The sequence below is a fragment of the Corynebacterium sp. 401_CJEI genome, assembly GCF_001076435.1.
GTDB classification, from domain to species: Bacteria; Actinomycetota; Actinomycetes; order Mycobacteriales; family Mycobacteriaceae; genus Corynebacterium; species Corynebacterium jeikeium_D.
In genome coordinates this window covers 13283-28080 of the sequence record NZ_JVIP01000011.1, presented here as the reverse complement: position 1 = coordinate 28080, position 14798 = coordinate 13283, and the positions used below count along the sequence as shown (strand labels likewise).

Below are 14798 nucleotides of genomic sequence, written 5' to 3'. Positions count from 1 at the left end.
CAATAACTTGGCAAGTTCCCCTATAGCTGGCACCCCCAGTGGTTTTTCAGGAGACGCCGCCCCAGAAAGCCGAGAATTAAACCACGCGACGCAGGCCCGAGAAGCCCAGAAAGTGAGATGGATGTGAATACGCGAACTCAGCTGTCAGCCGTACAGCACCCTAAACTCACTGCCGTCCGGCGCAAGAACCGCCGGCAGCTGGCGCTGGCCTGCTGCTTCCTCACCTTCGCAGCCACGGCCACCAGCTGCGCCAACAGCGAAAGCGAGGAGGTTGCCGCGACGCAAACCTCGTCGTCAAGCTCGCTTACTACGGCGTCGTCGACAAGCTCGCCGACGACGACGGGACCAAAGGTTCGAGAAGGCGGTACGCCGCGCATCGGGCAGCTGTGCCCGAACCAGACCGGCGAAATACGAATGAGCGCCAACGGCCAGAATCTTGAATGCGCACAAGTCGGCGAGCAGGAGGTGTGGACGGTGCTGCAGCAAACCCCCGCGAACCCGACATCGCAGCAAATGTGGATCTCCACTACTTCGACGACCTCTGAGCCACAGCCTCAGGAACCTGAGCCGACGACTCCGAGCGAGAGCACAACGGAGACTAGTGAGACGGAGAGCTCGACGACCTCTGATTCTTCCACGCCGCCCGATACTTCAACGACTCCGACTACCTCCGGCGAGCCGACGGAATCGGAATCGGAGCAAGACGAGCAGCCAAGCGAAGATAATCAAGGGCTCACCGGCCTGTTCCGCTAGGTTCGTCTCGGACGGCGAGGTTCGTCGGCTCGGGACTTAGTTAGGTGAGGTGCGCTAGCTCGCCCTAAAACACCAAAATCCGCTGCAAAAATTCTGCAGCGGATTTTTTATTTACCCAACAGATACGAAGAGACGAACCTGAACAGATCTGAGCCCGCCACAATGCGGCGGAGCACCCGCGCTCCCCTACTTGCGGTGACGGCGGTTGTAGAACGGCGTCGGCACGACGGTGGCGGTAATGTCGGCGCCTTCAACGGTCAGCTCAGTGCCAGTGGAGGACTGCCAACGCTGAACGTATGCAAAACCGATTGGGTGGCCCAAAGTCGGCGACACCTTGGCGGAAGTCAGCACACCAACCTCGTTACCTTCCGCATCAATGAGCTTGGTGCCACGCTTGGGAGCTTCATCACCGGAGAAACGCAGACCAACCAGCAGCTCCTTCGACTGCGGACGGTTAATCAGGGCATTGCGACCAATAAACTGCCCCTTGGTCGGCCCCATGATGGACTTCAAGCCGGCCTCCAGCGGAGTGCGGTCTCGAGTCAGCTCGTAGCCATAGAGCGGCATACCGGCCTCAAGACGCAGGGTGTCGCGGCAGGCCAGACCACACGGCAGCAGGCCGAGGTCAGCGCCGTTGTCAGCCGGATCCTCCGGGTTTTCCACCTTGCCACCTGCTGCAATGATTGCACGCCAGACCTCGACGGCGCGGTCAGCCGGCGGGAAGATCTCGAAGCCGTCCTCACCGGTGTAGCCGGTTCGGGCAACAATCATTTCCACACCTGCGACCTCGAGCAGAGTGCAAGAGTAGTAGTTCATGCCATCGAGAGTCGCGTGCAGATCCTGTGGCAACAGACGGCGCAGAAGCTTCGCAGCCTTCGGCCCTTGAATGGCCAGGAGCACATTCTTGTCATTCATGCGCTCAACCTCGACGTTGTAGCCACCAACGCGCTCGCGCAGCGTCGAGTACACATCTTCAGCGGCTGCGGCATTCTGCACCAGCATGAATTCGTGACTACCGAGGCGGTAAATGATGAGGTCATCAATAATGCCGCCGTCTTCCTGCACAATCATGGTGTACTTGGCACGACCCAACGCCAGCGGCTTGATTGCCGAAATCAGGGAGTGTGCAAGGAACGCCGCCGCATCCTCACCAGTGACGCGGATGATACCCATCAGCGACAGGTCGAAAACACCAACGGCCTCACGCACTGCGTTGTGCTCTGCAATTTCCGAAGAGTAGCGGAACGGCACTTCGTAGCCACCAACATTGCGCATTTCTGCGCCAAGGCTTACGTGCTCATCATGCAGGGCGCTACGGAAAGAATTGTTGTTCTCAGAAGCGCCAGAATTGTCAGTCATACACACTCCAATTATTGCGGTGGGGCAAACCAGATTGTTACCTTCCCACCTTATATCTAAGACTCCGCGCTCGCTTCCGCGAGCCCCTGCGGAGCCAGGGCAACAGGCCCGTCCATTAACTATCATGCACTGATTCGCACATGCTTGACGACGACCCCGCGCCCACCACAAAGGCCCCGCTACCAGTGACGATAACGGGGCTTTTGCATTTGTCTATTCAGTTAATTGAGTTTGGCCGAGCTGTTCGGGCAGCGTTGCCAGCCAAAGGCTCAGTGGTTATTAGTGATCAACCGCAGCCTCGGTACCAACACCGGTCAGGGAGCGAACTTCCATCTCAGCTGCCAGGTCATCGAAGTTATCCGGCTTACCCATGTAGGTGGCGATGATGCCAGCCAGGAACGCCAGCGGGATTGCGAGCAGACCCGGCGAGGTCAGCGGGAACCAGGAGAAGTCAACGGACGGAATCATCGAGGACTCAGCGCCGGAGACTGCCGGGGAGAAGATAATCAGAACCAGCGAGGCGATGACACCGGTGTACATGGAGGCAACTGCGCCTGCGGTGTTGAAGCGCTTCCAGAACAGGGACATCAGGATGGTCGGCACGTTTGCGGATGCTGCCACTGCGAAGGCCAGCGACACCAGGAAGGCGACGTTCTGCCCCATGGCCAGGATGCCGAGGATAATGGCGACAACACCCAGCACGATAACGGTAATGCGGGAGACACGAACCTGCTCGGCTTCCGTGGCCTGTCCCTTGCGAATCACGGCCTGGTAGAGGTCCTGGCCGACAGACGCGGAAGCGGTAATTGCCAGACCAGCGACCACGGCCAGCACGGTAGCGAACGCCACTGCGGAAATCACAGCCATGAAGATGGAGCCACCGATTTCGAAGGCCAGCAGCGGAGCTGCAGCGTTGGCCCCGCCCGGCGCGGCCATGATGCGGTCCGGGCCGACGAGTGCAGCAGCACCGTAGCCGAGCACCAGGGTCAGCAGGTAGAAACCACCGATGAGGATGATTGCCCAAGTCACGGACTTACGAGCTTCCTTTGCGGTCGGCACCGTGTAGAAGCGCATGAGCACGTGTGGCAGACCAGCAACACCGAGGACCAGTGCCAGGCCCAGAGAGACGAAGTCCAGCTGCTGGACGAAGGAGCCGCCGTACTTCAGACCCGGCTCAAGAATGGCGGAGGCTTCGTAGCCCTTCTCGGCGATGTAATCCGAGCTTGCGTGCATGTCCACTGCGTCCTGCAGGAGCTGGGAGAAGTTGCCCTTAACGCCAACCAGGATGATCAGGGTCATGATGATGACAGCACCGACCAGCAGGACGGCCTTAATCATCTGCACGTAAGTCGTGCCCTTCATACCACCGATGAGGACGTAGGCAACCATGATGATGCCGACGACTGCGACAACGATGGACTGCTGAGTGGAGTCGTGGATGTTGAGCAGCACGGCGACCAGGGAACCTGCACCGGCCATCTGCGCGATGAGGTAGAACAGGGTCACCGCGAGGGTCGAGATAGCAGCCGCAGTACGTACCGGGCGCTGCTTAAGACGGAAGGACAGCACGTCGGCCATGGTGAACTTACCGACGTTTCGCAGCGGCTCTGCAACCAACAGCAGCGCGACCAGCCAGGCTACGAAGAAGCCGATGGAGTAAAGGAATCCGTCGTAACCAGTCAGCGCGATGGCGCCGACGATACCGAGGAAGGAAGCCGCCGAGAGGTAGTCACCCGCAATGGCAAGACCGTTTTGGGTACCGGAGAACTGTGCGCCACCGGTGTAAAAGTCTGATGCTCCCTTGTTTCCGCCCTTGCCCACTCGAGTAACGATGAACATGGTCGCAACAATGAAGGCGACGAAGACCGCGATGTTGAGAATCGGGTTACCTGCTGCTGCAGTGTCATCTGCAGCAAAGAAACTAGTCAGCATGCCTATGCCTCCTTCTTTGCGACGATTTCAGCGATTTCTCCGCTTTCCAGTGCCTCGCGCAGCTCTGCCTGCATCGGCTCGAGCTTCTTGTTGGCGAAGTTGATGTACACCCAGGTGATGGCGAAGGTGGTCACGAACTGAAGCAGACCAAGGACGATGCCCAGGTTGATATTGCCTAGTACGGGAGTCGCCATGAGGTCTGGCGCGAACGTCGCAAACAGAACGAATGCGATGTACCACACCAGACCTGCGACGGTCATCGGGATGGCGAAAGAACGGAATGTAGAGCGGAGCTCTTGGAACTGCGCTGAGTTTTGCACGTAGCGGTACTCGGCCGCCTGTGGCTTATGCCGGTCTGCCGGCAAGGGAGTTGCGGACACGGGCTAATCCTTTCCAGGAAGTTATGCAGGTGTTCGTAATGAGGTCCAGCACAGCCACCCCGAGGGTGTGCCATGCACCACATTTTTCATTATGTGTGGAAACAAAGTTACCTGGAACACAGTTAGCAAAGAAGTTAAATGCGGCTAACTACTTCTCAGCGAGCCTTAAGGCACCCCCAAAAACGCCATTACCTGCATACTTAGGCGCCGTTTTTACTACCCCCATTTACGCCGTTGTACTCGTGTTCTCCGCTTCTTCCGGCAATGGCTTACTCTGACGCCACCACCACAGCGCTTCGATAATGCCCGCACCGATGGCTCCCACAATCAGCGCGGGAATCAACAGCTCCCGCCCTACCCAGTACAGATTAAGCACTGTGGCCACTGAACGAACCGAGAAGATGAACAGGTAGGCTCCTGCCGATACCGCCAGCAACAGAACCTTCCACCAGGTGTATGGCCTAGCCACGACCACCAAAACCCAAAATGCCGAAACAATCAGCACAATGAGGGCCGCAGTAGACGCCTCCCCTCGTGCCGCATCGCTGGCGTCGACTCCCGGGTTTGCCCACAACCAAAACATGAAGGTCAACAACCCCACCGTGATGCCCGCCGGTATCGCTAAGCGCAACACGCGCCGTACGAAACCATCGCGCGCACGCTCCAAGTTAGGAGCCAACGACAGCACGAAGGCCGGGATTCCAATCGTGAACCATCCCGTAATGGTCACATGAATCGGCTCGAATGGATAATCCATCCCCCACAGCCCCACAGCCAGCGCCAGCACCACCGAGTAGATAGTCTTCGTCAAGAAGAGGTTGGCCACGCGCTCGATATTGCCAATGACGCGACGCCCCTCCGCCACAATCATCGGCATCACGGCGAAGCGATTATCCAACAGCACCAACTGCGCAACCGAACGTGTCGCCGGCGCCCCATCGCCCATAGCCACGCCCAGGTTCGCCGCTTTTAGCGCCAGCACATCATTGACACCATCACCGGTCATCGCCACATGATGCCCCCGCGACTGCAGCGCATGAACCATATCGCGCTTATTCTCGGCCGTGACACGGCCGAAGATCTGCCGCGACTCCACAATGTCTGCGAACTCGTTGCGGATCTCGGTGGGCTTGGCTTCGCTATTCTCATCGCGGCTGACCGGAAGCTCAGACGCATCGACAGGATTGTTAGCCCCCTCCATTTCCAGCTCACGTGCAACAGCCCCCACGGAGCGGTCATTGTCACCAGAAATGACCTTGACCTCGACGCCTTCTTCATAGAAGTAGGCCACCGTGTCCGCCGCATCTGAACGCACCTTCTGCCCCAGCACGACAAGTGCGACTGGCTCCAACTCCACCTCGCCACTCTTCCGCAGCGCACCGCCGGGCAGGTCATCTGCCCCAACTGATGTCCGCGCGAGCAGGAGCACACGAAGTCCTTCCTCCATAAGCTGCCGAGCTTTCTGCATGCCGACCGCGGAGTCGTCGACAAGCACATCGGGCGCGCCGAAAACCCACGTCGCACCGCCGTGATACGTCAGCGCCGACCACTTATTCGCCGAGGCAAAGGGGCGGGTTCTGGCTTGTTCATGCTTTACGACGTCCCCTGCGTCCGCAAGCCCATCGAGCAGTGCACGAGCCGTTGCGTTGGGACGATCGTCGAGCTTGCACAGATCGATGAGTGCGGAGTCGAGCTCATCGCGGGAGGTACCGTCACCCGATACGATGTCGACTTCCACTAGCTGCATCGCATTTTCGGTGAGCGTGCCAGTTTTGTCGACACACACGGTGTCGACACGCGCGAGACCTTCGATGGCGGGCAACTCATTGACCAGCACGCGATGTCGCCCCAAGCGCACCACCCCAAGGGCAAATGCGATGGTGGTCATGAGGACAAGCCCCTCAGGGACCATGGGCACCAGCGTGGCGACCATCCCCAGCAGCGCATCGTTGAAATCATCGCCGGCGACAAAGAGCTGCGTATAGATTGCCAAGGCGCCGACGGGAATGAGAATCCAGGAAATGTAGGTCAGGATCTTGTTGATGCCGCGGAAGAGCTGGGAATCAGTCAGCGTGAATTTGTTGGCCTCAGCTGCGAGCTTGGCGGCGTAAGCCTCCTTGCCCACTTTGGTGGCCTGATATCGCGCCGACCCCACCACGACCGAGGAACCCGAGTAGACCATGTCCCCAACGCTCTTATCGACGGCATCGGATTCACCGGTGAGAGAGGACTCATCGACAGCCACGTCAGAGGCGTAGCGGAGAATACCATCAACGACGATTTGGTCACCGGGACCAACCTCGATGAGATCGTCGAGGACGACGGACTCGCGGTCGATCTCGCGAGCAGGCTCCCTGTCGCGAATGACCATGGGTTTTGCACGGCCGACAATGGAAAGCTTGTCCAGTGTGCGCTTGGCACGCAGTTCTTGGATGATGCCGACGATAGAGTTGGCGATAATCAGCAGACCAAAGGCACCGTTGACGATTGAGCCGGTATAGAGCACGACTGCGAATAAAACAGCGAGAATACCGTTAATCCGGGTAAACACATTGGCACGGATAATGTCCCACACACTGCGCCCGGATGTTGGCGGCAGCTCGTTGACGTGCCCCAACTCGATGCGTTGCTGGACCTGCTGTTGAGTAAGACCACTGTCGGGAGTTTTCCACGAGCCCATGCCTGCCTACCCTATTCGCCTAATTGCTGAACCTATTCGACCTATTTGCCAATGAAATTTGGTTCGCGCTTTTCGGCTCGCGCCTTCGATGCCTCCGCAGCATCCTCGGAAGCCCACACCGTGTCGTAGAGCTCCTGCTGGTAGTCCTTCAACGGGCTATGTGTCTCATCGTCGTTGAGCACTGCCTTGTGGTAGGCCAGCGACAGGGGCGCGTAGGTGGCGATACGAAGCGCTACCTCCTCCGCCTTGTCCGGACCACCGAGGTAGGAAGCCAGACCACAACCGCGGGCGGCTTCCTGATCCATGCGCTCGGCCGCCAACAAAATAGTGCGGGCGCGGGCACCGCCGACGAGTACGCGTACGCGGCGAATTGTCCAGGCATCGACAGCGATACCGAGCTTGACCGGCGGAATCATAAACCAGCCGCGCTCACCCACGACGCGCAAATCGGCCGCCATCGCCAGCTGCATACCAGCCCCGACAGCCGGCCCCTGCACATCCGCTATAACCACCAGACGGCTGGCCTCGATTGTGCGCAGCATTCGACGTAGCTGTTCGTGGAAGGAATCTTCATGATGCTGGCCACTCAGGTCAGCACCAGCGCAGAAAGCACGACCTTCGCCGCGCAGTAGGATAACGCGCTGCTCTGGAACCTCAGCGGCAGCTTCCACCGCATCGGCGATGTCACGACACACGTCGGCAGTCAAGGAGTTGCGCTTATGATCTCGGTCGATGGTGATAGTGACAATTGCGCCGTCGGCTTCGACGCGGATTTCAGATGCTGGGTTCGTCATAGCATTTAGGCTACCCGCGAAATACCAATAGTGATGGGGCTATAAGCAAATCTAAATTCGCTTATTCGTTGCCGAATACCCGCGGGTCGCCGCTCAGGCGCCCGTCGGCACGCGCCATCGACGCAATCGTTTCCATGTCCTCGTCGGTGAGTTCAAAGTCGGTGACCTGAAAGTTCTCCTTGATGCGCGACGGCGTGCCCGACTTCGGGATGGCCACGATGCCACGCTGAAGGTGCCAGCGGATAGCAACTTGGGCGGGAGTTTTACCCAGGCGATCTGCGATTTCAGCAATCGGCGAGCCCTCAAAGTACTTCGCGCGCCCCAACGGCGACCAAGCCTGCGTGACAATACCGCGACGACGATCGTCTTCAACCTGCTCATTCTGCGGGAACTGCGGATGCAGCTCAATCTGGTTGACCACCGGAGTCTCCGAGAGCTGGTCGAGCACCTCTGGGTAAAAGTTCGCCACACCAACCGAGCGAATCAGCCCCTCACGCTTGAGCTCCAGCAGCGTATCGAAACACTGCCCAAACGTCCCCTGCTTCTCCACCGGCCAGTGCACAAGCACCAGGTCAACGTAGTCAAGGCTGAGCCGTTCCAAAGATGCCCGCACGGACTCGCGCGTCGCCGCCGACCCCTGCGCATCGTTCCAGACCTTCGTGGTCACGAAGATATCTTCACGCTTTACGACGTTCGCAGCGACCGCATCAGCAATACCCTGCCCAACCCCTCGCTCATTGCGATAGAGCGATGCGGTGTCGATGTGGCGGTAGCCGACTTCCAGGGCGTAGCGCACGGATTCGCGCGCCTGCTCATCGTCGAGCTTGTAGGTACCGAACCCCAGAATCGGGATGGCGTTGCCATCGACCATTTCCACGTTGGCAATTCCGGTTGTCGCTGCATCGTACTTCAGATTGAGTGTGGTCATGCCAACCGAGTGTACGGACTGAAAGTTTTTTAGATTTTTTCTACCCCGCTGACCTGCGGTTTAGAAAGGTGAGTGCGCTTCATTCTGTTGTAAACAGTTGACGCAGCGTTGTGTTTATACAACACTTTGGAGTGTGTCCCCAAAGATTAAACCCAAAGAACCGATATTCAACAGAATTTCAGTGCTGCGGGCAGAACACGGACTCAGCCGAGCCGAACTAGCCAAACAAGTAGAGGTCAATCCTCAAACGATTGGCGCGTTGGAGCGAGGTGACCACTACCCCAGCTTGGATCTGGCATTTCGCATCTGCGCGGTGTTCGATCTCCCCGTTGAGGCGGTGTTCTCTCGCGAGGAATTCAAGCCCATGTCCTCTGCCCTATACCGAAAGGAAAGCTAACGATGCCAGCTATTCGGACTGAAAACGCAACACCGAACTTTTTCGAAAAGCTAGAAGCCCGGCGCGAAGCGAAGTACACAAAGCGTGTCGAGCAGATGTCAAGCTGGTTGCCCAAGTGGCGCAACCAGGCGGCGCGGCGGAAGCTGGTCATCGCATTCGAGGTATGCCTTGTGCTGATGCTGCTGAGCGGCATCGCGCTTCTCGGTAGTCTGACCGATATTTTCCCGGGCTGGTTTTCTCTGCTCTGGCCAGTGATTTCCCTCATCATGGTCGTCGTCTGGACCAGCCTCAACATCACAGTCGACATGGTTGACAGCGCACCGACCTCGCTACTGGACGAATACCAGCAGGAACAGATTCTGAACCTGCGGGGGCTGACATATCGCTGCTTCACCTACTTCGGCTTGGTGGCCTTCCTCGCTCTAGTTCTGGTGGGCACTTATGTTCTGAACGAACAACCTGCCTGGGGACACTACATTCCGTACAGCTTCGGAATCTTCGGGATTATCGCTTTCCTCTACATTTCCACGCTGCCCACCGTCGTCTACGCCTGGAATCTGCGCGACGACTAGTACGGGCTCAAAAACTCATATCCCTCCCCTGCCCTTTACTCCTCAATCTAAGGATCACCATGAATAGCCTCATTATTGACGGGCTTGAGAAGTCCTATGGAGACCTGCAGGTTCTCCGTGGCATGAGCTTCCAAGTTCACCCTGGAGAAATCTACGGCTTCGTCGGCTCTAACGGTGCCGGCAAGACCACCACCATGCGCATTGCCCTCGGCGTGCTGGCCACCGATAAAGGCGAAGTGCGCATCGGCAATACCCCGATGAATGACTCGCTGCGCCGCACGATTGGCTACATGCCAGAAGAACGCGGTCTCTACCCGAAGGCTGAGGTCCGCAAGCAGCTGATCTACTTTGCTCGCCTACACGGTGTGCCCACCAAGCGCGCGGAGTCCAACGCCGATAACTTGTTGGAGCGCCTCGGTCTCACTGAGCGCGCCAACGACAAGGTCGACACGCTCTCGCTCGGCAATCAGCAGCGCGTGCAGCTGGCAGCCTCCCTCGTCCACGACCCCGAGGTACTCGTCCTCGACGAGCCTTTCTCTGGCCTCGACCCCGTCGCGGTCAAGGTGATGAGCTCGGTCCTCAAAGAGTACGCCGACCGCGGCACCCCAATCGTGTTTTCCTCTCACCAGCTCGATCTCGTTGAGCGCATGTGTGACCGCGTCGGCATCATCCGCGACGGTCGCATGCTCGTGGAAGGCACCGTTGATGAGCTCCGAGCACGTGGCCCACGGGCTTTCGTCGTCAAGCTCGATAGCGCGTCCCAGGATTGGGCGACCTCCGTCGAGGGTGTGACAAGCGTGGAACGCGATGCCCACGGCGCCACCGTCGTTCACCTCGATTCCGACGCCCCAGCCGACACCGACCAGAAGCTACTGCACAGCGCAATGGCAGCGGGAACGGTCCGTTCGTTTGGACCTCTGCAAATTCCACTTACCGAGCTCTACCAGGAGGCCGTACAGCAATGAGCACCAACACTTACAACGCCTCAACGGCCGTCAAGACCGTTTTCGTCCGCGAACTCCGCGAGCATCTACTGAAGAAGAGCTCGCTAATCACGCTCATCATCATGGCAGTGGCAGTCGTCGGCGGTATCTTCGTTGCCGACTACATGACTTCCAAGTCCGATAATGACGCGGTCAAGATCGCGGTCGTCGGAGAAGCGCCGTTCGCGGACTCTCTCGCCGACGCCACCGCCGAAATGAAGGGTGCTGAAGGCGCGGATGCCGCAGCCGGCGCATTTGCCACGGCATCGCTGTCACCGTTGGAGATTACGTCCGCGGCAGACGACAAGGCCGCTCGCGCTGCCGTCACCGACGGCGATGCCGACGCCGCTCTCGTCCCCGACACCGCAGAAGGCAAGGAGGGCTCGTGGAAGCTGCTTGCCGACGACGCCCCATCCTGGCTAGCCCCAATGCTGCAGGAGTCGCTGCAGAAACAGAACGAAGCCATGCTGCTCAGCGAAAACGGAATCAACCCCGGCGAGTTTTTCTCCAAGACTCAAAGCGCAGCCGTGTCGGTGGAATCCCTGGATGAAGCAAAAGACGAGAAGATGCCTGCGATGCTCATCACGCTAATCGGTGTGATGGTCATGATGACCGCCATCCTCGTCTTCGGTGGCGCAGTGGCCACCAGCGTCATCGAGGAGAAGTCCTCCCGCGTCATCGAGATCATTCTCTCGACCGTTCGCCCGGCGCACCTGCTGGCTGGCAAGATCCTCGGCGCCGGTCTGGCTGGCATCATCATGATGAGCGTGCTGACCGCCAGCGCCGCAGTTGCCCTCATGATTACCGGATTGGCGGAGAGCTTCGATGTGCCGTGGTCCGCAGTCTGGCTGCTGGTCCCGTGCTTCATCCTCGGTTACTTCTTCTTCGCCGCGCTGTATGCAGCCTCCGCATCCTTGGTCAGCCGTATGGAAGATTTCCAGGGCGCACAGATGCCGGTACTAGTGTTCTCGCTGATCACGATGTATGTTCCGCTGTTTGGCTGGAGCAAGCTGGACTCTACCGTCATGCAGATTGCAGCGTGGATTCCACCGGTTTCCATCACCACTGCCCCGATGCAGTACGCCGTTGGCAACTTCTCCGCACTCCAGTTGGCGGCTTCGCTGCTAATCATGGTTGTGGGAGTAGCCGCAGTCATCGCACTCGCCGCCTGGATCTACCCGCGCAATGTCCTGCGCACCGGTGCCGCGGTCAGCTGGAAGAAGGCTCTGACAGCCAAGAGCTAGCCCCAGCCCTGCCCAAAAGAGCGTGACTCCTTCGGCCACGGTCACCTAAAACCGAATAATCGTCAATCGCGTAGTTTGCTCAGCGCACCTTATAGGCCTTTGCGCAGCGCACCTTATAGACCATGGTCCGCCGCAAACTGCGCGATTTTTCCTGTCTCGCCATAGGAGGTCTGCGCCCCCACGCCTGTCGCCGCATGAGCCGAGACCACCGCCGCAAGACGAGCTGCCGTCACCACATCATCGCCCGCGGCCAACGCGGTGAGGACCGTACCCATGTACGCATCACCGCAGCCCGTGGTGTCCACGACCTCGATGGGCAGCGCTGGAATGCGAGTGACTGCCACCTCGCTTTCCGACGTCCTCAAGACCGCAGACCCCTCCCCGCCAAGTGTGACAATGGCCGTGGAAATCCCGTGTTCGTCGGCAAGCGCGCGCCCAACCGCATCCCACTGACCGTGCTCGCAACCGGCGACCGCGCGCTCGGAGCCGATGATGGCTGCGAGTTCGTGCTCGTTGACAATGAGGACATCGACCAGCGCGAGCAGATCCTCACTGACCGCCCGAATCGGCGACAGGTTGAACACCACCGGCACACCCGCATCGTGGGCAATCTGTGCGGCGGCCAGGACAGCCTCATCACAAATCTCCAGACACAGACCGAGGCACCCAGCCCGCTGAATCTTGTCCGCATGACTGCGCACCATCTCAGCATCGACTTCACCATTGGCGCCAGCGGAGATGACAATGAAATTCTCCGCCGCATCATCAACGACAATCATGGCTGTACCAGTGGCAGAGTCGACGGTCTCAACTGCAGAGATGTCCACGTGAGCGTCGGTAAGCGCGTCGCGCAGCAACTGCGCATTGGGATCCGAACCGACCGCGCCGACCAGTTCCACGGCCGCGCCCAGTCTTCCAGCCGTCGCCGCCTGATTCGCCGACTTACCGCCCGGCAGAATGCGCAGAGGACTGCCCTCGATAGTCTCGCCACCATGCGGCAGGCGCTTCACGGTGACGGTCAGGTCTGCGTTGATGGAACCGACGACACATACGTTTGGCCTCTGTTCAGCCAGCTCGGTGAGGCGCTCAGTAATCGGCATTGGTTCGACTCCTCGGTAGTGCGGACACGTTTTTTCCGACAATAGCGCTACCCCTTTCCGCCCACCATCAACTAAGCCGGTTTACCCCTTGTTTACTACCGTGGAGGTATGGCTAGAATCAGCGCCCAACAAGTAATAGATACCGTCCTCGACCACGGAAGTTTCACCTCCTGGGACGGCGCGCCCGAGCATGGCAACATCGACGAGTCCTACCGCGGCACACTGTCCCGAGCCTCTGAGAAGACCGGTCTCGATGAGGCCGTTATCACCGGTGAAGGCACCGTCGGTGGCAAGCGCGTCGCCGTCATCTGTTCTGAGTTCGGCTTCCTCGGCGGTTCTATCGGCGCCGCAACCGCTCGTCGTATTATTCGCAGCATCGAGCGCGCGACTGCGGAGCAGCTGCCGCTGTTGCTCTCCCCGACCTCGGGTGGCACTCGCATGCAGGAGGGCACTGCGGCGTTCGCGCTCATGATCTCTATTACCACCGCAGTGGCGCGCCACAAGGATTCTCACTTGCCATTCCTGGTGTACCTGCGCAATCCCACCACCGGTGGTGTCATGGCGTCGTGGGGGTCGGCAGGCCACTTCACCTTCGCAGAGCCCGGCGCGCTTCTTGGCTTCCTCGGCCCGCGCGTCGTCGAGCTCGCTACCGGCGAACCCATGCCCGAAGGCGTTCAGACCTCCGAGAACCTGTTCAAGCAGGGCATTATCGACGGCATCATTCCGCTCGAAGGTCTGCGCGGCGCTGTCCGCCGCACCATCGACGTGCTTGCCGACGGAGACCCCAGCGAACCCACCCCACCGCCAGTAGCAGCCATTGATGGTCGCGATACCTGGGAAGCTATCCTGCGCACCCGCGATACTTCTCGTCCAGGTGGCGGCGACATTATCGATGCCCTTGTCGACTGCTCCGTGCCGATTTCCGGCACTGGCGATGGCCACAAGTCGCTGTCGGTTCGGGCTCGCCTGGCGCGGATTGGTGAGCGGCCGGTGATTCTGGTCGCCCAGGATCGCCATAATCAGCCACCCCTGGGCACGCATCCAATGGGTCCGGGTTCTCTGCGTTTTGCCCGCCGTGCGATGCGCATCGCGGAAAGCCTGAACATTCCGCTGGTCACGGTCATTGACACCCCAGGCGCTGAGTTGACCAAGGACGCCGAGGAAAATGCCATGGCCGGCGAGATTGCCCGCACCTTGACCACGCTGGTGAACTTGAAGGTTCCGACCGTGTCACTCATTCTCGGCCAGGGCTGCGGTGGCGGTGCGCTGGCCATGCTGCCCTCTGACCGCGTGCTGGTAATGCACGATGCTTGGATGTCTCCGTTGCCGCCGGAGGGTGCTTCGGCGATTATCTACCGAGACACCGAGCATGCCCCGGAAATGATGGAGGAGCAGGGCGTTGGCGCCGAGGCCATGCTGAAGACCGGGGTCATCGACGAGATTGTGGCCGAACCTGAGAATCCGGCCGAACTGCCCCGCCGTGCTCTGAGTGCTATCGAGCACGCCCTCTGGGAGCTGGAGAAGAATCCGGCTCGCGTTGGCCGTGAGCAGCGTTTCGACCACTACCGTCGCTTCGCGCTGGGTGAGTAAGGGGTCTGGGGGCTGGTGTGGGGCTGGTGTGGGGCTGGTTTGGGCCTTCAGCCCCCCACCCCAACCTCAGAAAGCAAGAAAGTGAC

Annotated in this window: 13 protein-coding genes; 6 read left to right on the top strand and 7 right to left on the bottom strand. The window is 59.5% G+C overall.

Going from position 1 to position 14798, the window contains the following annotated elements; genetic code table 11:
• Positions 1 to 117 precede the first annotated feature (117 nt).
• Positions 118 to 753: a hypothetical protein gene (locus ADM64_RS02555; RefSeq protein ID WP_049193050.1), complete on the top strand. Its 636-nt coding sequence runs from the start codon at positions 118 to 120 to the stop codon at positions 751 to 753.
• Positions 754 to 939: 186 nt separating this feature from the next.
• Here the strand turns inward: ADM64_RS02555 and gcvT are convergent, their stop codons facing one another.
• The 6 genes from gcvT to ADM64_RS02525 form a co-directional block, all read right to left on the bottom strand.
• A complete protein-coding gene (gene gcvT, locus ADM64_RS02550) occupies positions 940 to 2112 on the bottom strand; it encodes a glycine cleavage system aminomethyltransferase GcvT (RefSeq protein WP_016423296.1) in 1173 nt (390 codons plus the stop codon).
• Positions 2113 to 2391: 279 nt separating this feature from the next.
• Complete coding sequence (locus ADM64_RS02545) at positions 2392 to 4044, bottom strand: solute symporter family protein (RefSeq protein ID WP_049193049.1); 1653 nt, start codon at positions 4042 to 4044, stop codon at positions 2392 to 2394.
• Between the two features lie 2 nt (positions 4045 to 4046).
• Positions 4047 to 4424 (bottom strand): DUF485 domain-containing protein, encoded by a 378-nt coding sequence (locus ADM64_RS02540; protein ID WP_016423298.1) that lies wholly within the window; start codon positions 4422 to 4424, stop codon positions 4047 to 4049.
• 226 nt (positions 4425 to 4650) lie between these two features.
• Positions 4651 to 7104: an HAD-IC family P-type ATPase gene (locus tag ADM64_RS02535; RefSeq protein ID WP_049193048.1), complete on the bottom strand. Its 2454-nt coding sequence runs from the start codon at positions 7102 to 7104 to the stop codon at positions 4651 to 4653.
• Positions 7105 to 7145: 41 nt separating this feature from the next.
• Positions 7146 to 7898, bottom strand: coding sequence for an enoyl-CoA hydratase (locus ADM64_RS02530; RefSeq protein ID WP_048733677.1), 753 nt, complete (start codon positions 7896 to 7898; stop codon positions 7146 to 7148).
• A 61-nt stretch (positions 7899 to 7959) separates the two neighbouring features.
• Entirely contained in the window at positions 7960 to 8826 is an 867-nt protein-coding gene (locus ADM64_RS02525; RefSeq protein ID WP_049193047.1) for an aldo/keto reductase, read from the bottom strand.
• 133 nt (positions 8827 to 8959) lie between these two features.
• Between ADM64_RS02525 and ADM64_RS02520 the strand changes: the two genes are divergently transcribed.
• From ADM64_RS02520 to ADM64_RS02505, 4 genes are read left to right on the top strand one after another with little or no spacing between them, the layout of a single operon-like run.
• Complete coding sequence (locus ADM64_RS02520) at positions 8960 to 9223, top strand: helix-turn-helix transcriptional regulator (RefSeq protein WP_042388879.1); 264 nt, start codon at positions 8960 to 8962, stop codon at positions 9221 to 9223.
• Positions 9224 to 9225: 2 nt separating this feature from the next.
• Positions 9226 to 9795: a hypothetical protein gene (locus ADM64_RS02515; RefSeq protein ID WP_049193046.1), complete on the top strand. Its 570-nt coding sequence runs from the start codon at positions 9226 to 9228 to the stop codon at positions 9793 to 9795.
• Between the two features lie 59 nt (positions 9796 to 9854).
• The gene (locus ADM64_RS02510; protein ID WP_049193045.1) at positions 9855 to 10760 is read left to right on the top strand and encodes an ABC transporter ATP-binding protein; all 906 of its coding nucleotides are present in this window, start codon (positions 9855 to 9857) and stop codon (positions 10758 to 10760) included.
• Positions 10757 to 12022 (top strand): ABC transporter permease, encoded by a 1266-nt coding sequence (locus ADM64_RS02505; protein WP_049193044.1) that lies wholly within the window; start codon positions 10757 to 10759, stop codon positions 12020 to 12022. The genes ADM64_RS02510 and ADM64_RS02505 overlap by 4 nt, the downstream gene beginning before the upstream one ends.
• Positions 12023 to 12135: 113 nt before the next feature.
• Here ADM64_RS02505 and ADM64_RS02500 read toward each other — a convergent pair whose 3' ends face one another.
• The gene (locus ADM64_RS02500; RefSeq protein ID WP_016423305.1) at positions 12136 to 13122 is read right to left on the bottom strand and encodes a ribokinase; all 987 of its coding nucleotides are present in this window, start codon (positions 13120 to 13122) and stop codon (positions 12136 to 12138) included.
• 108 nt (positions 13123 to 13230) lie between these two features.
• Here ADM64_RS02500 and ADM64_RS02495 point away from each other — a divergent pair, with 108 nt between their 5' ends.
• Positions 13231 to 14712, top strand: coding sequence for a carboxyl transferase domain-containing protein (locus tag ADM64_RS02495; protein ID WP_049193043.1), 1482 nt, complete (start codon positions 13231 to 13233; stop codon positions 14710 to 14712).
• Positions 14713 to 14798: the final 86 nt, after the last annotated feature.